Consider the following 26,252-nt stretch of genomic DNA (forward strand, 5'->3'; position numbering starts at 1 on the left):
TTTTTTTATTGACCGCATTTATTTGCCAGCCTGACTGGTTCCGCCTTGATCGGCAGTCAGCAGGCCGCGGTAGTACGCGCTTTGCTGCCACAATTCTGCCGGCGTGCCCTGCAGTTTAAGCTGACCATCGCCAATCAAGATCACACGGTCCATTCGTTCGACTCCCTGCAGGTGGTGCGTCACCCAGATCAGCGTGCGATCCTGCAGCTGCGTTTGAAACGTTTCGATTACCTGACGCTCCGTAATTGGGTCCAGCCCAACTGTCGGCTCATCCAGCAAAACGATCGGCGCGTTGTGCAGCAGAATCCGCGCCAATGCAAGTCGATGCCGCTCACCGCCAGAAAAACGCAGCCCGGCTTCAGCAACCGGCGTCTCCATTTTCTGCGGCAGCTGGTCAATCATTTCCCAGAGACCAACCCGCTGCAGCGCGTCTGCTAACTGCTCATCGCTGGCTTCTTCATTGCCCAGCCGCAGATTATTGGCAATCGTGGTGTTGAACAGGTACGGACGCTGGTTGATCACGCCAAAAATCTCAGCGGCCGCGTCGCCCAATTCAAAACTCGAACAATCGCCCACGGTTACCGTGCCCCCTGTTGGCTGAAGATCGCCCCGCAGCAGTGAGAGCAAGGTCGTTTTCCCGCTCCCGCTGCGTCCAAGAACGGCAATCTTTTCACCAGGCTTGATCGTTAAATCGATTCCTTTCAGCACTTCGGCATCATCGGCCTCGTAGCGGAAATGCAGATCACGCAGCTCAATTTGATACGGCGCGCGGGGGTGTGAATCAGCAGCTGATTTCTGATCGGCAGCCGGCAGCTCATTCAAACGGCGCAGCGACTCGCCATACAAATTGGTTTCCTGAGCCGCAGCCGGCAGCGGCGACAGCGCGTCAGCCAGTGGAAACAGCGCCAAGACCAGCGCGGCAATCCAATCCGCTGCGCCGCCATGATACTGTCCCCAACGCGCGGCGCCCCAAAGAACCAGACTGACGGCCATCAGCAAAAACAGCATCTCCATTAAGAAATCTCGCCGCCTGGCAAACCGGTGCTCCGCCAGCCGATTGTTCATCGCCAGCTTTTCCGTTGCCGCGTGGCGTTTCAGATAGTCTTCGCGTCGTCCCGCCAAGCGCCAGTCAGCCAGCCCCAAGACGTCATCCGTCAATTCGGCATACATCCGATCACGCAGCTGCTTGTCTTTCATCTGACGCGCGCCGTTGACTACCGTTGACCACCATGGAATCGCGATGATCATCAAACCAAAGATCAGCAGTACGGCCAGCCCCAGCAATGGTGAAAGCCAGCCCAGCGCAATAATCAGGATCACGTAAAGACCCCAGGCAACCAGCATTGGAAAGATCGTCCGCAGATAAAGATTCTGAATGTGCCCGATATCGTCGGCTAGCAATCCCAGCAGATCCCCCAGCTGATAGCGACGGCGCCAAAAGATCGCGTCGGTTTCCAAGGCGTCATACAGTTGCTGCCGCAGCTTGGAAGTCATCTTAAGCACCCAGTTGTGGCTGACCAATCGCTCGGCATAATGCAGCGTGGGCCGGCCAATCCCAAACGCGCGCGTCAAGACGATCGGCACGTAGACCAGCAGAATGTTGACCGGCTGCTCAGCGGCGCGGCTGATCAGGTAGCCGGCACTAAACATCAACCCGGCCGCGCAGACAAACGTCAGAATTCCCAGCGAGATCGCCAGAATCAGACTTTTGCGATAGCGCCGCAGAAACGGGCGGACCCACGAATCATGCTTTAAAATCTGAAAAAGCTTGATCTGTCTAAACATGCCGCTCACCTCGCATTCCATTGATCAATGAGACGAAATAGCCATTTTTTGCCAAAAGCTCGTCATAGGTTCCCTGTTCAACCAGCTCGCCATGATCCATTACCAAGATCCAATCCATCTCCTTCATCCAATGCAGCCGATGCGTAGCAAAAAAGACCAGCCGCTGATCCATTAACGGCAGCATGCGTTCTTTCAGCTCCAGTTCGGTTTCAATGTCCAGATGAGCGGTTGGCTCGTCAAACATCATGACCCGCCGCCTGTCGTCCAGCAATGCCCTGGCCAATGCAATTCGCTGTGCCTGACCGCCAGAAAGCTCGCGGTGTCCTGACCCAATCATCGTTGCCAGGCCATCGGGAAGCTTGGCCAGCCAATCCGTCATGCCAACCGTTGCCAGCGCGGCCCTGATCTGTTCATCAGAAACGTCTGGCGTGTAGAAGGCAACGTTTTGACGCACCGTCGCCGTAAAGATCGTTGGCGACTGCGGCAGATAAAGCAGCTGATTTTGCCAGTCCGGCAAGTTAAGCGTCGTTACCGTTTGATCCTGAATCTTGATCGTGCCTTGTTTAGGAGTCAAAAAACCGCTCAAAAGGTTGATCAAAGTCGTCTTACCCGCTCCGCTCATCCCAATGATGCCGACTTTCTGCCAGCCTTTGATCCGAAGCGAAAATGGCTTAATACTGGTGCCTTTTGGATATTGAAACGCCATTGAGTCAATCGCCAGCTCATCAGTTGATCCCCAGGAATGCAGTGGTGCTTCGATACGCGGCTGCGCGGGCTGATTAAGGATCGTCAGCATTTTATGAAACGAGTTGCGGCCATTGAGCGTGGCATGGAAATCACCAGCAAACCGACGCATCGGCAGGTAGTATTCCGGTGCCAGGATCAAGACGGCCAACGCGTTCAAAAGCGCCATGCGGCCATTTAAAAGATCAAACCCCAGATAAACGGCCACTACCGCGATGGAAAGCGTCGTAAAAAAGTCCAGGGCAAACGTCGAAAGCATCGCGACTTTCAGTACGGCCATCGTTCGTTTTCTAAAATGCTCGCTGGCCGTAAAGATGCTTTTAGAGTAGCGCTTGCTTAAGCCAAGATACTTAAGCGTGTCGATCCCCCGCAGCGAATCGATGAAATTGTTCGACAGGTGCTGAAAGCTGCCATACTGCTGCTCGGCTTTGGCTTTGGCGGCCTTGCCCAGGATGATCATAAACAGGATGATCAATGGATAGGTCACCAATAAGATCACGGCTGAGCGCCAATCAAAAATCCCAACGGCAATCAAGATCAAAACGGGGACGCTCATCATGCCGATCGTCTTGTCAAACGTCAGCTTAACGTACTGATTGACCTCGTCGATACCATCAAGCGCCATGGCAACCGTGCTCCCGGTCCCATTTTCCTGCACCAGGGCCGGCCCCTGATCATAGAGTTTGCTTAACAGCCGCGCCCGCAGATCAACGGCCGTCTGTTCCGCAAAACTATCCAGGATCCATTTTTCCAGCCACAAAAGCAGCTGGCGCAAGGTATAGCTGGCAATAAAACCCACTAAAAGCAGCCAATACAGTCCTTTTCCCTGCCAGAGCATAAACAGCGTGCCAGCTAAAAAGGCAGCCTGAGCGATAATAAAAACGGCCTGCAGAATCTTTATTCCGACAAGCCGTTTCACGATCGCGCCGGAACCCGGCAATTGAAATAAATCACGATCAATCATTAACGTACCTCAACGCGCGGCATCTCAATCCGCTTGCGGAAGATCCAGTAGGCAAAGGCCGTATATACCAAAATGCATGGCACCAGAACCAGCGTCGCAATCGTCATCACAATCAGCGTGTAGTTGGAAGATGACGCGCTCTTGATCATCAAATCATACTGACTGCTGATCGAAGAAATCATCAACCGTGGGAACAAGCCGCTAAACAGCAGTGCTACCAGTGAAACCAGCGTCAGACCACTGAAAACGAACGCCCAGCCATTGCGGTTTTTGAAGGTATTGGCATGAGCCAGCACCGAAAAGGCAACGATTAAAGCCAGCCCCAGCAGTGTTGACAATGGATGCACCTTGATAAAGTCGGTTTGGAAGAGCAAAAGCAGCGCAAAGATCACCTCGCCCAGATACAGAACCCAGTAGAACGCCTGGCTGTAGTTTTGGGCCCGTGCCTGAATCGCCCCCGTTGTCTTGAGCGCGATATAGTTCAAGCCGTGCAGGTAGGTCAGCAAAGTCAGCGCAACGCCGCCGACGATCGAAAACCAGTTAAAGTAGTCGAAAAAGTGAGCTTGAATGTTTCCCTGCGCGTCGATTGGCATCCCTTTGATCATCGAGATAAACATCACGCCAAAAAAGAATGGTACGATCAGACTGCCCAATGCCAGCGTGTTATCCCACCGCGGCTTTTTTTCCATGGGACTCTGCGCCCGAAACTCAAACGAAACGCCCCGGATAATCAAACCAACCAAAATCACCAGTAAAATCAGGTAGTAGCCGGAAAACAGCGTGGCGTACCAGTATGGAAACGAAGCAAACATCGCCCCGCCCGCCGTGATCAGCCAAACCTCATTGCCATCCCAGACCGGACCAATCGTACGAATCAGCTGGGTGCGCTCGGCCTCGTTATGAGCCAGGGTTTTAACCGCCATGCCAACGCCATAGTCAAAGCCATCCAAAAAGAAGAAGGCCGCAAACAGCAGACCGATCAAAAAGAACCATAATATCTGCAGCATTGTCATTTAAAACGCCCCCTTAGCAAATGGATCCATAATCTTAGCCGATGCCGCAGCCTGATCGAATGGATCGTTGTGCAGCGCCCGTACGATCAAGCCGATCAGGATCACTGCCAGACTGCTGAACAGACAGAAGTAGACGATGTTGGAAATCAAGAGCGAAGCCACTGAAACGTTTGGCGAGACGCTTTGAGCAATCGTAAACAGACCATAGACCGTCCATGGTGCCCGGCCCAGTTCCGTAATCAGCCAGCCGCTGGTATTCATCAAGAACGGCGCAAACGTCAAGAGCGCCATTACCCAAAGACACCAACGATGCTGATAGAGCGTCATCTTGTTTTTATGCGTCAGAATCAGGCCAACCAGCGAGCACAGTGCGATCAAAGCCCCAAAGCCAGCCATCACCCGGAAGCTCCAGAACAGCGTGTTGACTGGTACATAGTAGTTCATCTTGTGACCAGCAATCGTCGTACCATACTGCTTCTTAAGCTCAGCGTTGACCTGCTCCATCCCTTTGACGGAACCAGTCGTCTTGCCATAAGAAAGCACGCTCAGCATCACGGGAATGTCGATCTTGCCCTTGACTTCATGGGTCTTGGTATCAGCAATCCCGACCACCGTCCAAGGCGCCTGTTTGCCCGTGGTCTTGTAGACGGCTTCCGTAGCGGCAAACTTCATTGGCTGTTCCTTGATCAGGTACTTCATCTGCAGGTCCCCCATCAGCATCGTTGCTACAGAGAAGACCAGCATCAATGTCATGCCCAGCCGCATCGTCTTGTGATAGACTTTAGTGTTTTCCTTTGACAGCTGCCGTTTCTTAAGCAGCTGGAAGGCAGCCAGACCGGTAATGATCGTCGCCCCGGTTAACAGCGCCCCCAAAATGACGTGACCGTATTCAAAGAACAGCTGCGGATTCGTCAGTAAGGCACCAAAGTCAACCATTTCGGCCCGGCCATTGCGAATTGTATAGCCGACGGGATGCTGCATGAAAGAGTTGGCAGTCAGAATCCAAAGCGCGGAGGTCATTGTTCCGAACACGACCATCCAAATAAAGAACAAGTGCAGTTTCTTGCCAACCCGATCCCAGGTAAACATCCACAAGCCAATAAACGTTGACTCGATAAAAAACGACAGCAGCGCCTCAAAAGCAAGCGGCGCGCCAAAAATATCACCCATAAAGCGTGAGTAGTCGGACCAATTCATCCCAAACTGGAATTCCTGAATCAGCCCTGTGACCACGCCAACGGCAAAACTGAGCAGGAAGATCTTGCCCCAGAATTTTGCCATTCGTTGATACTGTTCATTTTTGGTATGAACATAAATCGATTCCATGATTGCAACGACAAAAACGGTCCCGATCGAAAACGGAACGAAAAAGAAGTGAAAAACGGTCGTCATCGCAAATTGGAAACGAGCTAGATTAACGATTGTCATTCTAACATCCCCTTTTAAACTTATTTCCCAATCACTTATCAATAGATTAGGAATACCGCTTTTACAGCCTTAGTGTACCGCTTTGATAAAAGGCTTTCAACATGCAAATCGCTTTATTTTAATTTTGTCTCTCAACTCCCAGTTATCCGGCAATTTAAGCGATTTTAAGTATATTTAAGAAACAATGATTCTCTTAAAATTGTCCGTTTTTAAGTTATCAATCAATTAACAATATTCGGGATAATTCCAACATTTAGTTCATTTTTATTTATATTAATACAATCTATGAATTATGTCTGATCGGCCTAAAGTTTGTGAAATTAAAATCTTAATTCACAATGTCAAAAAAGTAAATTAAGCGTTTTCCCTTTCTAAGTCGACCAATTGATAAGCAAAAAAATATTTTTAAATCGCCGATATATAGGTAATAACTATAACGTTTTTAATTATACGCAACAAACCAAAAACATTTTTATAGCGCTTTCACATATTTGGTGATAAGATATATTCACAAAGTTGATATTCACAAATCCTGCAAGGCATCGTTGCTTTTTATGCATTTAATATTCAAGAAAGGTCGATAATTATGAAAGCAGCAGTTTGGCATGGCGTAAAAGACATCCGTGTGGAAGATGTTGAATTAAAGCCTTTAAAATCTGATGAAGTCGTTGTAAAAGTCGCTTGGGCCGGCATTTGCGGCAGCGATTTACATGAGTACGTCGAAGGTCCGGTTTTCATTCCAGTCGATAAGGTCGATGAACTGACTGGCGGCCAGGCACCGCTGACAATGGGACATGAATTTTCTGGGATTGTTGAGGCAGTTGGCGAAAACGTCACTGATGTTAAAATCGGTGATCACGTTACCGTCAATCCGACCGTTACTCGTGAACGCTGGAGTGATGATCTCAACGTTTATGACGGCTACTCCTTTATTGGATTAAGCTGTGATGGCGGTTTTACCACCTTCGTCAACGTCCCTGCACACAGCATTTATCATTTGCCAAGTGAATTTCCTTTAAAGCTGGCGGCCACGATTGAACCAACCGCCGTTGCCGTGCAGGCCATCAAGGAAGGTTCATTGAAATTCGGCGATACGACGGCAATTTTCGGCGCTGGCCCAATCGGCTGTCTGGTTACGGCGGCGGCTAAGGCAGCGGGCGCTAGAAAGATTATTGTCTGCGATCTGTCTGAGAGCCGTTTAAACAAGGCAATTGAAATGGGCGCAACCGACGTCATCAATTCTGGCCAGGTCGATGCCGTTAAGGAGATTCGCAAGCTGGTACCACATGGCGTTGACGTTGCCTTTGAAGTCGCGGGCGTACAGCCTACATTTATTCAGGCGATTCACGCAACCAAACCGCGGGGCACGATGGTTGTCGTTTCAATTTTCGCGCGTCCAATTGAATTCAATCCGATGCTTTTAACCAACAGCGGCGTTAAGGTCACCTCAACGATCGCCTACTCGCGCCAGACGTTTAAGCAGACCGTTGACTTGGTTACGCAGCACAAGATTGAGGTCGCCCCAATCATCACCAAGGAAATCGCGCTTGATGACATCGTTGCAGAAGGCTTTGAAACACTGATCAACGATAAAAAGCAGGCCAAGATTCTGGTTGAGCTGAGTGGTGAATAAAACAACAAAAGACCGAACCACGGGACTGCCCGCGTTCGGTCTTTTTTACGTCTCATACCTTCAATTAAACTCTACTGCCGTGCAGCAACTAGTCTTCACGACGCTTCTTGTGCGTGCCGAACAGTGCCAGCAGCGATGACAGCCCGGCCAGACCTAAGCCTGCAGCCGTGGCAGTTTCATTTTGGTCATTGCCTGTCTGTGGCAGAGCTGCCGACTTGCCCTTGCTTGCCGATGAGGCAGCCTGCTGGTTGGCTGGCGCCGTTTGACCTGGAACTGCTGGTGATGGTGCAGCCGGATTCGTTGGCGTGCCAGGTGCTGTCGGTTGGCTTGGAGTCGTCGGGTTAGCTGGCGTCGTTGGCTCACTTGGATTCGTTGGCGTCTCATTCTTGGTATATGGTACCGGCGTGTCCTTGGTTGGATCAGCTGGCGTCACACTTGGCGTACTTGGCGTATAGCCTGGAACGGTTGGCGTTGGCTCATTTGGTACCACCTTGCTTGGATCGTTAGGGTCGTTTTGGTAAATCGGCGTGTCGGCACCTGGGATTGGATTGCCGTTTGGATCAACCGGAATGATGCGGCCAAGCTTCTTGTAGATAAATTTAGCCGTTTCATCGCCATTGCCAAACGTGCCCTTTGTATTCTCCTGCTTTACCAAAACGTAGCCATTGATAACCTTGGCATCCCCAGTGACGTCAAAGGCATCGCCATGCTTGTAGGAGCTGCCCTTGGATACGCTTGGCGACAGCTCATTGCCATCCTCGTCCACGAACTGCTCCGTCAAACCGTACTGATTCTGCGTGTATGGTACCGGCGTGTCTTTGCCAGGATCCGTTGGCGTAACCGGGCTTGGATCAACCGGCGTGTAGCCAGGCACACCTGGAATTGGCTCGTTTGGCACCACCTTGGTTGGATCAGTTGGGTCCGTTGGGTAGGTTGGCGTGTCCGCGCCTGGAATTGGGTTGCCGTTTGGATCAACTGGAATGATCTTGGCGTTTGGCGTGTAGGTTACCGTTTCTTCCACGTTTGGATCAGCAACAGTTGCCGTCAAACCACCGGCAGTCTTCTTGTCAGCATGGTAGCCATCAACAACCGGCGTATCTTCCGTACCAAAAGTATTAGAACCTTGCCAGTCACTGGTTGAAAGCACCTTGCCAGTAACCTTGTCAATCGTAACGGTCCGCGTAAAGGCGTCTTCTTTGGTCTGAACCTTGTCAGCTGGCGTCTGGTCACCGGCCCCAACGTAGTGAATCGTTTGGGTGGCTGCCTTGATCAGATTTTCGCGCGCAGCTGCTGGCGGGTAGACCGGACTGTTTGGATCGTTTGGATTGATCGGCTCGCCCGGCGTTACCAAATCAGGATCGTTAGGCGTGATCGTCTGCGTCTTGTGCTTTAGGCGAACCACGAAATCATTGCCGGTCTTGGCGTAGGTCTGCGTTCCATCGGTAAAGTTATTAGAAACCAGTTCATAGCCCTTGTTTTCGTAGTTCTTGATCTTGTCGGCCGTGGTGTAGTTGATCTTGGTGCCAACTTCTCCTTCTGGCAAGGCGTCTTCATCTAAAAGAACGCCCGTCGTATCATCAATGTATTGAATCGTGCCGGCAACTACTATTGGATCATTGCTGTAGACGACTTTTTCAACGATATCCTGATCACCAGGAACCACGCCATAAGTATTGACTTTTGGCCGATCAACATGCAGATAGCCTACTTCAGCCGGCGTCTTTGACTCAACCTCATCAAATTCACCATGCATCGGCGACCAGGCCCGCGCAGCATCCGTAGTGTCGACTTGGCCATCGTTGTTGGTGTCGTAGCCCAGCAGCTGGCCCGTAACCTTATCAATGACTGCCGCGCGCTTAAAGGTGACGGTCTGCTTAATCGTCGTCTCGCCATTTGGTCCACCCTTAACCGGATTACCGTCCGCGTCGACATAGTTAATCGTCCGGGTAACGGTATCAGTCAAATCGTCCTTAGCAACGCCATTTGGATATTCCGCGTCGCCCTTAGGATTGATCGGCTGGCCTGGCGTAGCTGGATCTTCCGGCGTGATCGTCTTGGTGGCGTGCTTTAGATGAACCACGAAATCATTGCCGGACTTGGCGTAGGTCTGCGTTCCATCGCTGAAGTTATTGGAAACCAGTTCGTAGCCTAGATCCTGGTAGTTCTTGATCTTATCAGCCGTGGTGTAGTTGATCTTGGCCCCAACTTCTCCTTCTGGCAAAGCCTTTTCATCTAAAAGCGTCCCAGTCGTATCGTCAATGTATTGAATCGTACCGGCAACGGCTAACGAATCCTTGCTGTAGACAACCGTAACCATCGCATCCTGATCGTCTGGCAAAACAACATGGCTGGCAACCGTTGGCCGGTCAACATGAGTAAAGCCGACTTCAGCTGGTGTCTTGGACGCAACTTCAGCAAATTCATCACGAATTGGCAACCAGGCCCGCTCAGCATCCGTGGTGTCAACTTGGCCATCATTGTTGGTGTCGTAGCCTAAAAGCTTGCCGGTAACCTTGTCAATAACCGCGGTCCGCTTGAACGTCACGGTTTGAACGTAGGAGCTGGTACCGTCTGGCGAGCCATTGACCGGCTTGCCCTGAGCATCGACATAGTTAATCGTCCGCTTTACTGTTTCAGTCAAATCATCCTTAGCAACACCATTTGGATATTCCGCGTCGCCCTTAGGATTGATCGGCTGGCCTGGCGTGGCTGGATCTTCCGGCGTAATCGTCTTGGTGGCGTGCTTTAGGTGAACCACGAAATCATTGCCAACTTTTTCGTAGACCTGGCTGCCATCAGTAAAGTCGTTGGATACCAGTTCATAGCCCAGATCCTGGTAGTTCTTGATCTTGTCGGCCGTGGTGTAGTTGATCTTTGAACCAACCGTGCCGCTTGGCAGATCAGATGAGCTTAACATCTTACCAGTCGTGTCATCAACGTACTTGATCGTACCAGTAACTACTTGGACATATGGTACTGGCGTGTCCTTACCAGGATCAGCTGGCGTAACCGGACTTGGGTCAACCGGTGTGTAGCCTGGTACGTCTGGAATTGGTTCGTTTGGCACGACCTTCGTTGGATCGTTAGGGTCCGTTGGGTAAGTTGGCGTGTCGGCACCTGGAATTGGCGTACCGTTTTCATCTACTGGAATCAGCTTGCCGTTTGGAGTGTAGGTTACCGTTTCTTCCACGTTTGGATTATCAACGGTTGCCGTCAATCCACCGGCAATCTTCTTGTCAGCATGGTAGCCGTCAACAACCGGCGTATCTTCCGTACCAAAAGTATTAGAACCTTGCCAGTCGCTGGTTGAAAGGACTTTACCCGTAACCTTGTCAATCGTAACGGTCCGCGTAAAGGCATCCTTTTGGGTTTGAGGCTTGTCAGCTGGCGTCTTGTCACCGGCCCCAACATAGTGAATCGTTTGGGTGGCATCCTTAACTAAGTTTTTGCGGTCAGCATCGGTTGGGTAGACCGGGCTGTTCGGATCGTTAGGGTTGATTGGCTGACCTGGCGTTACCGAGTTTGGATCGTTAGGCGTAATCGTTTGCGTCTTGTGCTTCAAGCGAACCACAAAATCATTGCCAGTCTTTTCGTAGACCTGACTGCCATCATTAAAGTCGTTGGAAACCAGTTCATAACCCTTGTTTTCATAGCCCGTAATCTTACCAGCTGTCGTGTAGTTGATCTTGGACCCAACTTCTCCTTCTGGCAAGGCGTCTTCATCCAGCGTTACGCCAGTTGTCTCGTCAATGTACGTAATCTTTCCCGATACAAAGACTGGGTTATTACTGTAGACAACCGTTTCCTTCAGATCAGCTTGACCAGGAACTATCGTCACCGTAGATATCATCGACTTATCAACGTTGTCAAAGCCCAGCGACTTTGGATCAGTTGACTTAACTTCGCTAAATTCAGCACTCAGCGGTGTCCAGGCACGATCTGCATTTTCAGTGTCAACCTTGCCATCGTTGTTGGTGTCGTAACCCAGAATCTTGCCAGTAACCTTATCAACGATCGTAGTCCGTTCAAACGTCACAGTCTGGGTGATCGTCTCCTCACCGTTTGGCCCACCTTTAACCGGGTTGCCTTTAGCATCGATATAATTAATCGTTCGGGTAACCGTGTCAGTCAAGTCATCCTTGGCAACGCCATCTGGATAGTTGACATCGCCCTTAGGATTGATTGGATCATTCGGAGTCTTAGGGTCAGTTGGCTTAACTGGCGTCGTTTGATGACCATAGTAAACCTTTTCCGTTACGTTGGTGGTGTTGCCATCAACCGTTACCGCTGCTACCGAAGTCCGATCTGGAGCCGTGTAGCCGTAGTCGGAAAGGTTGGCAGAATCCTGCTGCGTCCAAGTCTGAGCATCAACTTTCGAACTGTCATCGATCGTGTAGCTGGAACCGTCAGTTGAAATCGTACCATAGCCGATAAAATTGTTCTGATCATCATAGATCTTGTTGCGCTTTAAGGTTGCGGTCTGTGTAACCGTGCTTTCCAGATTAGAAGGAATTGGCTCACCCGTTACACTGTCGTAGTATTCGATCGTCCGCGTAACGTCCTTGGTTTCAGCTTCCGTGTGATAAGTTACCTGTTCATAAACAAAGTAGACATCATTAACGGTGTTGGAGCTGATTCGGCCCGTTTCATCGGATGGCGCTACGTTGTACGTATAGCCGTTGACTTCAGTCGTGCCAGCATTTCCCTTAGATTTATCGCTCTTAACGTAGCGGTAGGTCTTGCCGTTAACCGTAATTGTCTCCGGTTTGTACGTTGAACCAGAGACATTATATGTAGTGTTATTGCTTGAATTTTCATATGCCGTTACTGGCGCTTGAATTACGGTACCATCATTGGTTATGTAGTTAACGCGGACTTGGCCTTGCGGTGCGTAGTAGTAGTCAACCGGTGCTTGACCGGCAGGATTAGGATTAACTAAAACATAGTTGACAACTTTCCCATTCCAACCGTCCAGTTGATCAAAGGTAAAGCCAGCTTTCTTAACGGCTTCCCCACCTTTAAAGGCATACGTAGCATCATACGAAGGATCACTTGGGCTAATATACTCTGGATCTTTTTCCGTAAGTTTATAGCTTGGATCAATTGCAAAACCGCCACGAGCCTTCGTCACACCATTATAGGTAGTTTGACTATTGCCAGTAGCTGATACCTCACCTGGTTTGAGTTCCTCGCTCTCAAAGACGACTTTCCAGACACTAGGATCGTTAATATCATTGATACTTGCACCGATTTTGGCAAGACGGTAGCTGATACGGACTGTTCCGTCAGTATTCGTTACCAATTGCGTTCGAACAATCTGTAAATAGTTCGAAATAGTTCTAGGAGTGAAGACTTGCAGATCGCCAACTTTATAACTGCGCTCTAAATTACCTGTGGTTTTTGAAGGAACTGACACCAAGTCATAGCCAACAAAACCGCGTAGGCCCGACGCAGTGTATGTGGAACCAGGTCGACCAGTTTCTTCATATGTTGCTAATACCGTTTCGTTGCCTGCTGCGTCTTTTGCAATATAGCGGGTTTCAATCGTGCTTGCACTTGGATAATTAAAGCTTGGAATAGTTGCTTCAGTTCGCTTTGCAGAGCTGCCAACCTCATAAACCTTAGCGGAATACATTTTACCATTGGCACCAGTATTGTAAGGACTAGCATTAAACGAAATCGACTTCGAGGTTACCCCATTAACCGTCGTTTCTGAGTATGAGTATTGGAATGGTTGGCCATTAGTCGCCTGCAAAGCATCAATCGTTTTGTTTACATCGCCTGGCTTAGCCGCAGTTTCCCAAATCACCTTGTGTTGATCAGCGTCAACCAATTGAATGTAAACAGTGTCATCATACACACCGTTAGTCGCCTTAGCTGCCGTTGACAACCGGATGTAGTAATTGACACCGTACGTCTGATTATAGCTAGTCATTCCCTCGCTAGTCACAGGTCCTAAGCTAAGAATCCCAAACGTGTAGCGGCCTTCAGTAGGATCAGCCTTATAGCCGCTAGGAATCTTTGATGAGTTGTCCAAGACCAGACTTGCTCCGTTGGCATTGCTCATTCCTGGCGTAACATCACTATCACTCAGACCTTTAGTCTTACCTTCGTCAGTAATCTTCCCTTCAGCAGATGCCGCATCATTACTAGTTGTTTGGCTATTGGCAGTCGTAGCAGCTGATGCTTCAGCAGTTGTAATAGAAGCATTAGCATCAGCCGTTGGAGTCGCGGTTGCAGCTGCCTTTACCGCTGTTTTACTCTGAGCTGCTGTCGACGTGGCTAGAGTCGTTGTTTTAGCAGCAGCCGTGGTTGTGTCACTTGCAGCCGTTGCTGAATTTGTCGCTGCTTGGCTGGCAGCCGTCGTGGAACTCGAGGTAGCCCGACTGGCAGTCGCAGCACTTTCACTGGCAGCTGCTTGAGAATTGGTACTGCTTAACACTACTTGACTGGCATTTAAATCCGTCGTCGTGCTGGCGGTCTTTGACTCAGTACCAGTACTTGTAGTATCGGTAGTGGTATCGGCCGACGCTTGACTATTCCCCATAAACAGCAAGGTCCCCAATAACACTGAAACCGTACCAATGCTTAATTTTCGCAAACCAAAGCGTTGAGCTTGATTGGCGATTTTTTTCTTTTTTAAATATGTATTATTTTTGGAAAGCATTAAGATCCCTCCCACGAATTAAAAATCTCAAAATCCAATTAATTTCTAAAGCATGCCCTTCAGCTATTTTTAGACTGATAGGTACACTTCTATTTTACCTAATTGATATATAACATCAAGAAGTTTAATAAAGTGATATTTTGTTGTTATATTAAACCATTTAGCATTTTAAAAAATCAATTGATATACTAATAGCAAAAGATGAAAACTTTATAATAGCAATTAAGGCAGCGCTGCCATAATAGAGCTTGTCATAAAAGGTAATTCCTTTTTCTAATTATCTAGTTCTTTAAATCACCGCTTATCAAACGCTCATCAAAAATCATTTTCCCATTTACGTTTAACAGCAAAAAGGCCGGTCACTTAACAGTAAAGTGATCGACCTTTTCAATTTCAGTTTCTCATGAGCAGGATTCTGCTTTTGAAACCTTTAGATTAATCTTCGCGACGCTTCTTGCGCGTACCGAACAGTGCCAGCATTGATGCGATACCGGCAAAGCCTAAGCCCATTGCAGCCGTAGCTTCGTTCTTATCGTTACCGGTTTGTGGCAGCGTTGCCTGCTTAGCAGCTTCAGTCTTAGCTGACGTTGGCGTTGCTTGACCCTGACCAGCTGGTGCTGCAGGAGTCTGTGGCTGTTCAGCTGGAGTAACTGGCGTTGTTGCTTCGCCTGGAGTCGTTGGTGTTGAAGGAGTTGTAGGCGTAGTCGGCGTCGATGGAGTATCAGGCGTCGTTGGCGTTTCCTTCTTAGTGTATGGTACCGGCGTGTCTTCAGTTGGATCCGCTGGCGTGATTGGACTTGGATCAACTGGCGTGTAGCCCGGTACTTCCGGAATTGGTTCGTTTGGAATAACCTTCGTTGGGTCGTTTGGATCGTTTTGGTAGATTGGCGTGTCCGCGCCTGGAATTGGCGTACCGTTTTCATCTACTGGAATGATTTTACCGATTTTCTTGTAGATGAACGTTGCCGTTTCATCACCATTGCCAAACGTGCCCTTGGTGTTGTCCTGCTTTACCAGCACGTAGCCGTTGATGACCTTGGCATCGCCAGTCACGTCAAAGCCGTCGCCGCTCTTGTATGAGCTGCCCTTGTCAACGCTTGGTGACAGTTCGTTGCCATCTTCGTCCACGAACTTCTCCGTTAAGCCGTATTGGTTTTGCGTGTATGGTACTGGCGTGTCCTTACCAGGATCAGCTGGCGTTACCGGACTTGGGTCAACTGGCGTGTAGCCAGGCACATCAGGAATTGGTTCATCTGGCACAACCTTAGTTGGATCATTAGGGTCCGTTGGGTAGGTCGGCGTGTCGGCGCCTGGGATTGGCGTACCATTTGGATCAACCGGAACAATCTTACCGTTTGGAGAATAAGTTACCGTTTCTTCAACGTCTGGATTATCAGGCGTTGCCGTCAGGCCACCGGCAGTCTTCTTGTCGGCATGGTAACCATCAATGACTGGCGTATCTTCCGTACCGAACGTCTTGGTACCTTCCCAATCGCTCATGGAGATGACTTCACCAGTTACCTTGTCAATCGTAACGGTCCGCGTAAAGGCGTCTTTTTGAGTTTGAACCTTGTCAGTTGGCGTCTTGTCACCGGCGCCAACGTAGTGAATCGTTTGGGTGGCATCTTTGACCAAGTTGTTGCGGTCAGCATCGGTTGGGTAAACTGGACTGTCAGGATCATTAGGATTGATTGGCTGGCCGGGCGTTACCGGCGTTGGATCGTTAGGTGTGATGGTTTGTGCCTTGTGCTTCAGGTGCACTACAAAATCGTTGCCTTCCTTAGCATAAGTCTGCGTACCATCGGCAAAATTATTAGAAACCAACTCGTACCCTTGGTCTTCGTAAGCCTTGATCTTGTCGGCCGTCGTGTACTTAATCGTTGAACCAACTGCGCCGCTTGGCAGATCAGATGAGCTTAACGTCTTGCCGGTCGTGTCATCAACGTACTTGATCGTACCAGTAACTACTTGGACATATGGTACCGGCGTGTCTTTACCAGGATCAGCTGGTGTCACCGGACTTGGATCAACCGGCGTGTAGCCTGGCACGTCTGGAATTGGTTCGTTTGGTACCACCTTGGTTGGATCGTTAGGGTCCGTTGGGTAGGTTGGCGTGTCGGCACCTGGGATTGGCGTACCATTTGGATCAACCGGAACAATCTTACCGTTTGGTGCGTAAGTTACCGTTTCTTCAACGTCTGGATTATCAGGCGTTGCCGTCAGACCACCGGCAGTCTTCTTGTCGGCATGGTAGCCGTCAACAAATGGCGTGTCAACCGTATCAAACGTCTTGGTACCTTCCCAGTCACTGGTTGAAAGAACCTTACCAGTTACCTTGTCAATCGTCACGGTCCGCGTGAAGGCGTCCTTTTGCGTCAGAGTGTTGTCAGCTGGCGTCATGTCGCCGGCCCCAACGTAGTGAATCGTTTGACTGGCATCCTTGACCAAGTTGTTGCGGTCAGCCTCGGTTGGATAAACCGGACTGTTCGGATCGTTAGGGTTGATTGGGTCGCCTGGCGTTACCGGATTTGGATCGTTAGGCGTGATCGTTTGCGTCTTGTGCTTCAAATGAACCACAAAGTCGTTGCCAGTCTTTTTGTAGACCTGACTGCCATCAGTGAAGTCGTTAGCTACCAATTCGTAGCCTTGATCTTCGTAATTTGCAATCTTACCAGCCGTTGTGTAGTTGATCTTGGAACCAACCTCACCGCTTGGCAAACTGTCTTGATCCAGCGTTACGCCAGTCGTATCGTCAATGTACGTGATCGTTCCTGATACAACGACTGGGTTATTGCTGTAGACAACCGTTTCCGTCAGATCAGCTTGACCAGGAACTACCGTCACCGTAGATATCGCCGACTTATCAACATTGTCAAAGCCCAGTGTCTTTGGATCAGCCGACTTAACTTCACTAAGTTCAGCACTCAATGGCGTCCAAGCACGATCTGCACTGTCGGTATCAACCTTGCCATCATTGTTGGTGTCATAACCCAGAATCTTGCCGGTTACCTTGTCAACGATTGCCGTCCGTTCAAACGTGACAGTCTGTTCGTATGAACGGGTACCATCAGGAGAGCCATTGACCGGGTTACCATTAGCGTCAACATAGTTAATCGTCCGCTTTACCGTGTCAGTCAAGTCATCCTTGGCAACACCATCTGGATAGGTAACGTCACCCTTAGGATTGATTGGTTCGCCTGGCGTGCCCGGATTAGTTGGCGTCACTGGCATCGTTTGGTGACCATAGTAAACCTTTTCCGTTACGTTGGTCGTGTTGCCATCAACAGTGACCGCAGCTACTGAAGCCCGGTCAGGAGCCGTGTAGCCGTAATCAGAAAGGTCGGCAGAGTCTTGCTGCGTCCAAGTCTGGGCATCAGCTTTCCAACTGTCATCGATCGTGTAGCTGGAACCATCAGCTGAAATCGTACCATAGCCGATAAAATTGTTTTGATCATCATAAATCTTGTTACGCTTCAAGGTTGCCGTTTGCGTAACCGTGCTTTCCAGATCAGAAGGAATTGGTTCACCCGTTACACTGTCGTAGTATTCGATCGTCCGTGTAACGTCCTTGGTTTCAGCTTCAGTATGATAAGTTACCTGTTCATAAACAAAGTAGACATCATTAACGTTGTTGGAGTTGATCGTCCCCGTAGCGTCAGATGGCGTTGTAGTGTACGTAAAGCCTTTAACGGTCGTCGTACCGGCAGTTCCCAATGATTTGTCCGCCTTGACGTAACGGTAGGTCTTACCATTAACCGTAATTGTTTCTGGGCGGTAGTTTGAGCCTGTAACATCATATGAGGTGTTGTTGCCAGAGTTCTCGTAAGCCGTCGTTGGATTTTGAATTACCGTGCCATCACTGGTTACATAGTTGATGCGAACCTGGCCTTGTGGAGCATAGTAGTAATCTATGGTCTTTTGTCCTAAGGTTAAACGGTTCAACAGCAGCCAGTTCATCGTAAAGTTATTCCAACCAGTTAACTGATCTTCCGTAAAACCAGCCTTTTTCAATTCATTAAGGCCAAGGTTAAGCTTATTACCCTCTTTATCCGTCATGCTCAGGTTGACGGTAAAGGCACCATTGCTATAGAACACACCATTGTAGGTCGTACTGTTATTCCCAATGGATGACATTTCACCTGGCTTTAATTCTTCGGAAGTAAAGATGGTTTTCCAAATACTGGAATCGTTAATGTCACTAAGACTTGCATCAGCCTTGGCTACGCGCATCTGAATTCGACTTGTTCCATCAGTATCAGTGATTACTTGAACACGTGCGATCTGTAAAACAGGATTTTCTTTAGTACCTGACAGGTTTCGCTGCCCAGTAATGTACACGTCCCCAACTTTGTAGTTTCTTTTAAGGGTTCCACTAATAGACGAAGGAATGTTGGTTAAATCAAAACCAACAAAGTTTCGTACTCCGGAAGCCGTGTATTGATAGCCAATTCGGCCGGTTTCATCATAAGTTGCCAGAATAACATCATTACCAGCAGCATCCTTGGCAATGTAGCGAGTCTCAAGCGTACTTGCAATTGGGTAATCAAAGCCAATACTGGTAGCTTGCGCATTCTTAGTTGGATTTGATGGCTCATATACATTGATTGAGTACATATTTCCAAGGTTAGAAGTAAAATTAATTCCCTTAGATGCTACGCCATTGACAACCGTTTCAGTATATGAATACGTATAGTAGGTATTATCACTTGTGTTCTTCAAGTAACCGACTTTTTTATTAGTATCACCAGGGACCGAGGTAGTTTCCCATAAGACAGTGTTGGTATCGGCATCTACCAATTGAATATAAACCGTATCATCGTAGACACCGTTATTGCCATTCTTAGCTACCGAGACGCGAATGTAATAGTTCGTGTTGTATTTTTGATTGTAGCTGGTCAAATCTGAAGCAGTTACCGGACCCAGGCTCAGAATACCAAACGTATAACGGCCTTCAGTCGGATCAGCTGCATAGCCAGATGGGATTTGACTTTGATCTGCCGTAATCGTTGCGCCATTGGCATTGCTCATGCCTGGATTTGCATCGCTGTCGCTGAGCTTGTCTTTAGCAACGATCTCGCCCTTGCTGGTCAGCGCGTCATCACTAACTGCCTGACTGTCAGCAGTCGTCGCAGCCGAGGATGCTGACGATACATCATTCGTTGCAGTTGAAGCCGCAGAAGCAGTCTGCGAGCTATCCGCAGTTGATGTTGCAGCTGCTGATTGGCTGTTTGCCGAAGTTGCTGCAACAGTTGCCGTTTGCGCACTGGCAGCTGCTGAACCCGTACTACTAAGCGTAACCGCACTGGTACTAGTATCATTGGCAGTACTGTTTACGTTAGTTGCTTCGGCACTCGTATCCGTACCATTCGTTGTGTCGGCGGATACTTGACCATTGCCAAAGAACATCAGCGTCCCCAAAAGTACTGATACCGTTCCGATGCTTAACTTTCGCAAGCCAAAGCGTTGAGCGTGGTTGGCACTCTTTTGCTCTTGCATATACTTATTATTCTTGGAATACATATATAGACCCCCTAAATTTGTAAATCCCAATATCAAAATAAATATCAAGGTTTCTTGTTGCTGCTCATCTTTTGAAACACATTAATCACCCCTTCAACGTTTTCAATCGATAAGCAGAGTTCTTCTTCTCTAGAATGATTCTATATGGGAGCGTTATAAAAATAAAGAGAAAACCGCGTTTTTACAAGGTTATTCAACTTGTTATACCCTAAGTATAATTATCTTTTATAACTTAGATGTTTAATAAACTAATTGTTTACAATAGGATATTTTGACAATTTCGAGAAAATAGTTTTTCATTAATCAGTTTATACACCGATAACAGTTTTAATTTAAAATAATCCTGAAACAACAAAAAGGCCGGTCACTTAATAGTAAAGTGATCGACCTTTATTTCAGTTTCTCATGAGCAGGATTCTGCTTTTGAAACCTTTAGATTAATCTTCACGACGCTTCTTGCGCGTACCGAACAGTGCCAGCATTGATGCGATACCGGCAAAGCCTAAGCCCATTGCAGCCGTGGCTTCGTTCTTGTCGTTACCGGTTTGTGGCAGCGTTGCAGCCTTAGCAGCTTCCGTCTTAGCTGACGTTGGCGTTGCTTGACCCTGACCAGCTGGTGATGCAGGAGTCTGTGGCTGTGCTGGTTCAGAAGACGCCGTTGGTGTTGAAGGAGTTGTAGGCGTAGTCGGCGTTGATGGAGTATCAGGCGTTGTTGGCGTTTCCTTCTTAGTGTATGGTACTGGCGTATCTACAGTTGGATCTGCCGGCGTGATTGGGCTTGGATCAACCGGCGTGTAGCCTGGTACTTCAGGAATTGGTTCGTTTGGAATAACCTTCGTTGGGTCGTTTGGATCGTTTTGGTAGATTGGCGTGTCCGCACCTGGAATTGGCGTACCGTTTTCATCTACTGGAATGATCTTACCGATCTTCTTGTAGATGAACGTTGCCGTTTCATCACCATTGCCAAACGTACCCTTGGTGTTGTCCTGTTTTACCAGAACGTAGCCATTGATGACCTTGGCATCGCCAGTTACGTCAAAGCCATCGCCGCTCTTGTATGAGCTGCCCTTGTCAACGCTTGGTGACAGTTCATTGCCATCTTCGTCCACGAACTTCTCCGTCAAACCGTATTGGTTCTGCTTGTATGGTACTGGCGTGTCTTCAGTTGGATCTGCCGGCGTGATTGGGCTTGGATCAACTGGCGTGTAGCCTGGCACTTCCGGAATTGGTTCGTTTGGAACAACCTTCGTTGGATCGTTTGGATCGTTTTGGTAGATTGGCGTGTCGGCACCTGGAATTGGCGTACCGTTTTCATCTACTGGAATGATCTTACCGATCTTCTTGTAGATGAACGTTGCCGTTTCATCACCATTGCCAAACGTACCCTTGGTGTTGTCCTGTTTTACCAGAACGTAGCCATTGATGACCTTGGCATCGCCAGTTACGTCAAAGCCGTCGCCGCTCTTGTATGAGCTGCCCTTGTCAACGCTTGGTGACAGTTCATTGCCATCTTCGTCCACGAACTTCTCCGTCAAACCGTATTGGTTCTGCTTGTATGGTACCGGCGTGTCCTTGCCAGGATCAGTTGGCGTAACCGGACTTGGGTCAACTGGCGTGTAGCCTGGCACGTCTGGAATTGGTTCGTTTGGCACAACCTTCGTTGGATCGTTAGGGTCCGTTGGGTAAGTTGGCGTATCGGCACCTGGGATTGGCGTACCATTTGGATCAACCGGAACAATCTTACCGTTTGGTGCGTAGGTTACCATTTCTTCGACATCTGGATTATCAGGCGTTGCCGTCAGACCACCGGCAGTCTTCTTGTCGGCATGGTAACCGTCAACAACTGGCGTGTCTTCCGTACCAAAAGTCTTAGTACCAATCCAACCAGTAGTTGAAACTACTTCACCAGTAACCTTGTCAATCGTGTCAGTCTTACTGAAAGCGTCCTTTTGAGTTTGAACCTTGTCAGCAGGAGTGTCGGCGCCAGCCCCCGTGTAGTGGATGGTTTGCGTAGCATCCTTGTAGCTTACTGATTCTTCAGTTGCATGCTTCAAGTGAACTACGAAGTCATTGCCAACCTTTTCGTAGACTTGACTGCCATCAGTAAAGTCGTTGGATACCAATTCGTAGCCTTGATCTTCGTAGCTCTTGATCTTGTCGGCCGTGGTGTAGTTGATCTTTGAACCAACCGTGCCGCTTGGCAGATCAGATGAACTTAACGTCTTACCAGTCGTGTCATCAACGTACTTGATCGTACCAGTAACTACTTGGACATATGGTACTGGCGTGTCCTTACCAGGATCAGCTGGCGTAATTGAATCGCCGGGCTGATTATCTTTTGGTTTCCAACCATCAATGCTTGGCACGGTTGGATCTAAAACTTTGGTTGGATCACTAGGATCGGTCGTGTACGTTGGCGTATCCGTACCTGGAATTTGCGTACCGTTTTCATCTACCGGAATCAGCTTGCCGTTTGGCGTGTAGGTTACCGTTTCTTCAACGTTTGGATTGTCAGGCGTTGCCGTCAAGCCACCGGCAGTCTTCTTGTCGGCATGATAGCCGTCAACAACTGGCGTGTCAACCGTGTCAAACGTCTTGGTACCTTCCCAGTCACTCGTTGAGAGCACCTTACCAGTTACCTTGTCAATCGTCACGGTCCGCGTGAAGGCGTCCTTTTGCGTCACAGTGTTATCAGCTGGCGTCTTGTCGCCGGCACCAACATAGTGAATCGTTTGGGTAGCATCCTTGACCAAGTTCTTGCGGTCAGTCTCGGTTGGGTAAACCGGGCTGTTCGGATCGTTAGGGTTGATTGGTTCGCCTGGCGTTACCGGATTTGGATCGTTAGGCGTGATGGTCTGCGTCTTGTGCTTCAAGTGAACCACAAAGTCGTTGCCAGTCTTTTTGTAGACCTGACTGCCATCAGTGAAGTCGTTAGCTACCAATTCGTAGCCTTGGTCTTCGTAAGCTTTGATCTTATCTGCCGTCGTGTACTTGATCGTTGAACCAATCTTACCGCTTGGCAAATTATCACTATCAAGTTCTACACCAGTAGTGTCATCGATGTACTTGATCGTACCCGATACTTGGTTGTTGCTGTAGGTTACCGTAACCGTTGTGTCGCCTTGATCTGGCGTAACTACCAGTGATGAAACATTAGCAATATCGACGTTATCATAGCCTACTGAGCTTGGATCTGCTGATTTAACGGCATCCAAGGTCTTTTCAATTGGCATCCAGGCACGATCTGCACTTTCAGTGTCAACCTTGCCATCATTGTTGGTGTCGTAGCCCAGAATCTTGCCGGTTACCTTGTCAACGATAGCAGTCCGCGTAAATTCAGCAGTTTGAACGTATGAGCTTGTACCGTCCGGAGCACCATTAACCTTATTGCCGTCTTCGTCAACGTAGTTAATCGTCCGCTTTACCGTAGCAGTCAAGTCATCCTTAGCAACACCATCTGGGTAGGTAACGTCACCCTTAGGATTGATTGGTTCGCCAGGAGTCTTAGGGTCAGTTGGCGTCACTGGCGTCGTTTGGTGACCATAGTAAACCTTTTCCGTTACGTTGGTCGTGTCGCCATCAACCGTAACCGCAGCTACTGAAGCGCGATCAGGAGCCGTGTAGCCGTAGTCGGAAAGGTCGGCAGAATCCTGCTGCGTCCAAGTCTGAGCATCAACTTTCCAACTGTCATCAATCGTGTAGCTGGAACCGTCAGCTGAAATCGTACCATAGCCGATAAAATTGTTCTGATCATCATAGATCTTGTTGCGCGTCAAGGTTGCCGTTTGCGTAACGGTGCTTTCCAAATTAGATGGAATTGGTTCACCCGTTACACTGTCGTAATATTCGATCGTCCGCGTAACGTCCTTGGTTTCAGCTTCCGTGTGATAAGTTACCTGTTCGTAAACATAGTAAACATCATTAACATTGTTGGAGCTGATTCGGCCCGTTTCATCGGATGGAGTTACATTGTAAGTGTAGCCATTAACGGTCGTCGTACCAGCAGTTCCCATTGACTTGTCGCTCTTAACGTAGCGGTAAGTCTTACCATTAACCGTAATCGTTTCTGGTTTGTAGGTTGAGCCGGAGACATCATAAGCAGTATTATTGCTTGAATTTTCGTAGGCCGTTACTGGTGCTTGAATTACCGTACCATCACTGGTTACGTAGTTGATCTTAACTTGACCTTGTGGGGCGTAGTAGTAGTCAGCTGGTTTTTGGCCTTCAGGGTTAATGTTAAGCAGTAACCAGTTAAATACATACTTGCCCACCAGTTGTTCGTCAGTAAACCCAGCCGCCTTAGCAATTTCGTCAGTAATAACAAAGGCGCCTTTTTCATGGGAACCATTGTAGTTAGCCAGATTATTACCAGTGGTAGACCATTCACCCGGCTTCAGTTCTTCACTGGCAAAGACGACTTTCCAAATGTTAGGATCATTAATATCGTCAAGGCTTGCACCATTTTCAGCCACGCGAATGCTGATAATGCTGGTTCCATCAGTGCTGGTAATCAAACTCGTCCGAACCATCTGAAGGCTATTAGAAAATTTTCTTGGAGTGGAGACTAACAGGTCGCCAACTTTGTAACCACGCTTCAAAGTCCCAGTCGTTTCTGAAGGAACTGATACTAGGTCATAGCCAACGAAATCGCGCAGGCCTGATGCAGTGTAAGTTGATCCTGGTCGACCAGTTTCATCATACGTTGCTAAAATCGTTTCATTACCTGCGGCATCTTTAGCAATATAGCGCGTTTCAATCGTGCTTGCACTTGGATAATTGAAGCTAATAGCAGTCCCTGATGTCTGCGAATCACTATCTGCTTGATATACAGCAGTTGAGTACATTGGACCATTATTAGCATCAATAGGACTGGCATCAAAACTAATAGTCTTTGTAGTTACGCCATTAACAGTATTTTCTGCATATGAATATTGGAATGGATTGCCATTTGTAGGGTTTAAGGCATCAATCGTTTTCTTTACATCGCCAGGTTTAGCCGTAGTTTCCCAGATCACCTTGTCTTGATCAGCGTCAACCAATTGAATGTAAACAGTGTCATCATATACCCCATCGGTAGCTTTAGCAGCCGTTGATACCCGGATGTAGTAATTGACATTATACGTTTGGTTATAGCTGGTATAGCCAGATTGATTAATTGGTCCTAAGCTAAGAATCCCAAACGTGTAGCGGCCCTCAGTAGGATCAACCTTGTAGCCGCTAGGAATCTTTGATGAGTTGTCCAGTACCAGACTTGCCCCATTCGGATCACTCATCACTGGTGAAACATCACTGTCAGTCAGACCCTTCGCCTTAGCTTCGTCAGTAATCTTACCTTCCGCAGATGCTGCATCATCGCTGGCAGCTTGACTATTAGCAGTCGTAGCAGTTGAAGCATCAGTAGTTGCGGTAGTAGCAGTTGAAGCAGCAGATGAGGCGTCAGTAGTTGCTGCTGAAGCACTGGAAGCAGCAGATGAAGCCGTCGAAGCAGCCTGTGAGCTGTCCGTAGCTGACGTTGAAGCCGCTGCAGCCGTTGCAGTTTGCGCGCCGGCTGCTGCTGAACTGGCCGCCGCACTGCTGTTGGCATCGCTGGCAGCTGAAGAATCCGTGCTGCTCAGCGTAACCGCACTGGCACTGGTATCATTAGCGGCGCTGTTTACGCTAGCCGTGTCGGCACTGGTATCCGTACCAGTCGTCGTGTCGGCAGATACTTGGCCATTGTTGAAGAACATCAACGTCCCCAAAAGCACGGATACCGTTCCGATGCTTAATTTACGCAGTGAGAACCGTTGAGCGCGATTGGCACTCTTTTGTTCCTGCATATATTTATTATTCTTGGAATACATATATGTAGACCTCCTAAATCTAAAATCTCAATATCGAATAAAGCTAATATCAAGGTTTTCTTGGCAGCTGCTAATCTGGTGAATTTTTTGTTAATCACTTTATAATCTATTTTCAAATTGGCAAACTTTTTTAATCGCCTAAATTCACTTTTAAGTCGATAAGCAGATTCCTTTTCAACACGAATGATTGTATATGGGAACTTACAAAAAAGAAAGACCTATCCGCCTTCTTACAAGCTCTTTCACCTTGTTATACAATGAATGGTAATTAATGGTTTTGTGAGTCGATTTAAGAAACTATCAGTTTACATAAAGTAACCAAATAGGGAAATAAATAGCTGGCTAGCGCCGAATCCGTTTATATATTGATAACATCCAACTACTTGCTGCTGTTGAATCAGAAAAGCCGTTCCGCAAGTGATCACGGTAACGGCTTTTTAGCACTTATAGAAACAATCCCAGCAGCATCAGTCCCAGTGTAATCAAGAGAATTACCCCCATGATCAGCTGACCAAACCACGATTCTCGCGGATTCTTTTGGTAGGTACGAGCCTTTTCGCGTTCAACCTGAGCCAAACGCGCGCTGGCATGCCGCTCGACCAGATCATCATGCTGATTGGGCTTGGTTAATGAATCAATCTTGCGCGTTGCCATT

The 26,252-nt window shown here is 48.4% G+C and carries 9 protein-coding genes; 1 reads left to right on the forward strand and 8 read right to left on the reverse strand.

What is annotated here, in order from left to right; translation table 11 throughout:
• Positions 1 to 18: 18 nt before the first annotated feature.
• The 4 genes from cydC to ABC765_RS07030 are packed head-to-tail and all read right to left on the reverse strand — an operon-like array spanning position 19 to position 5,934.
• On the reverse strand, positions 19 to 1,785 hold the full coding sequence (cydC, locus tag ABC765_RS07015; protein ID WP_347980031.1) for a thiol reductant ABC exporter subunit CydC: 1,767 nt from the start codon (positions 1,783 to 1,785) through the stop codon (positions 19 to 21).
• Positions 1,778 to 3,493 (reverse strand): thiol reductant ABC exporter subunit CydD, encoded by a 1,716-nt coding sequence (cydD, locus tag ABC765_RS07020; RefSeq protein WP_347980032.1) that lies wholly within the window; start codon positions 3,491 to 3,493, stop codon positions 1,778 to 1,780. The genes cydC and cydD overlap by 8 nt, the downstream gene beginning before the upstream one ends.
• Entirely contained in the window at positions 3,493 to 4,506 is a 1,014-nt protein-coding gene (gene cydB, locus ABC765_RS07025) for a cytochrome d ubiquinol oxidase subunit II (protein WP_347953451.1), read from the reverse strand. Before cydB ends, cydD begins: the two co-directional genes overlap by 1 nt.
• Complete coding sequence (locus tag ABC765_RS07030) at positions 4,507 to 5,934, reverse strand: cytochrome ubiquinol oxidase subunit I (RefSeq protein WP_347980033.1); 1,428 nt, start codon at positions 5,932 to 5,934, stop codon at positions 4,507 to 4,509.
• A 586-nt stretch (positions 5,935 to 6,520) separates the two neighbouring features.
• On the opposite strand from ABC765_RS07030, the gene ABC765_RS07035 reads away from it, so the two are divergent.
• Positions 6,521 to 7,567, forward strand: a complete 1,047-nt coding sequence (locus ABC765_RS07035) for a 2,3-butanediol dehydrogenase (protein WP_347980034.1) — start codon at positions 6,521 to 6,523, stop codon at positions 7,565 to 7,567.
• An 88-nt stretch (positions 7,568 to 7,655) separates the two neighbouring features.
• Here the strand turns inward: ABC765_RS07035 and ABC765_RS07040 are convergent, their stop codons facing one another.
• The 4 genes from ABC765_RS07040 to ABC765_RS07055 form a co-directional block, all read right to left on the reverse strand.
• Positions 7,656 to 14,234, reverse strand: coding sequence for a YSIRK-type signal peptide-containing protein (locus tag ABC765_RS07040; RefSeq protein ID WP_347980035.1), 6,579 nt, complete (start codon positions 14,232 to 14,234; stop codon positions 7,656 to 7,658).
• Between the two features lie 435 nt (positions 14,235 to 14,669).
• On the reverse strand, positions 14,670 to 19,754 hold the full coding sequence (locus ABC765_RS07045) for a YSIRK-type signal peptide-containing protein (RefSeq protein WP_347980036.1): 5,085 nt from the start codon (positions 19,752 to 19,754) through the stop codon (positions 14,670 to 14,672).
• A gap of 437 nt (positions 19,755 to 20,191) precedes the next feature.
• Positions 20,192 to 25,597, reverse strand: a complete 5,406-nt coding sequence (locus ABC765_RS07050) for a MucBP domain-containing protein (RefSeq protein ID WP_347980037.1) — start codon at positions 25,595 to 25,597, stop codon at positions 20,192 to 20,194.
• Between the two features lie 444 nt (positions 25,598 to 26,041).
• Positions 26,042 to 26,251 carry a hypothetical protein gene (locus tag ABC765_RS07055; RefSeq protein WP_270631736.1) on the reverse strand — a complete coding sequence of 70 codons (210 nt, stop codon included), beginning with the start codon at positions 26,249 to 26,251 and terminating at the stop codon, positions 26,042 to 26,044.
• Between the last annotated feature and the right edge of the window lies 1 nt (position 26,252).

The sequence above is a fragment of the Limosilactobacillus sp. WILCCON 0051 genome, from assembly GCF_039955095.1.
GTDB classification, from domain to species: domain Bacteria; phylum Bacillota; class Bacilli; order Lactobacillales; family Lactobacillaceae; genus Limosilactobacillus; species Limosilactobacillus allomucosae.

What these genes read in the sequence shown, in the direction of transcription:
- cydC (WP_347980031.1), bottom strand. Translation starts at nt 1,785, where the DNA reads ATGTTTAGACAGATCAAGCTTTTTCAGATTTTAAAGCATGATTCGTGG.
- cydD (WP_347980032.1), bottom strand. Translation starts at nt 3,493, where the DNA reads ATGATTGATCGTGATTTATTTCAATTGCCGGGTTCCGGCGCGATCGTG.
- cydB (WP_347953451.1), bottom strand. Translation starts at nt 4,506, where the DNA reads ATGACAATGCTGCAGATATTATGGTTCTTTTTGATCGGTCTGCTGTTT.
- ABC765_RS07030 (WP_347980033.1), bottom strand. Translation starts at nt 5,934, where the DNA reads ATGACAATCGTTAATCTAGCTCGTTTCCAATTTGCGATGACGACCGTT.
- ABC765_RS07035 (WP_347980034.1), top strand. Translation starts at nt 6,521, where the DNA reads ATGAAAGCAGCAGTTTGGCATGGCGTAAAAGACATCCGTGTGGAAGAT.
- ABC765_RS07040 (WP_347980035.1), bottom strand. Translation starts at nt 14,234, where the DNA reads ATGCTTTCCAAAAATAATACATATTTAAAAAAGAAAAAAATCGCCAAT.
- ABC765_RS07045 (WP_347980036.1), bottom strand. Translation starts at nt 19,754, where the DNA reads ATGTATTCCAAGAATAATAAGTATATGCAAGAGCAAAAGAGTGCCAAC.
- ABC765_RS07050 (WP_347980037.1), bottom strand. Translation starts at nt 25,597, where the DNA reads ATGTATTCCAAGAATAATAAATATATGCAGGAACAAAAGAGTGCCAAT.
- ABC765_RS07055 (WP_270631736.1), bottom strand. Translation starts at nt 26,251, where the DNA reads ATGGCAACGCGCAAGATTGATTCATTAACCAAGCCCAATCAGCATGAT.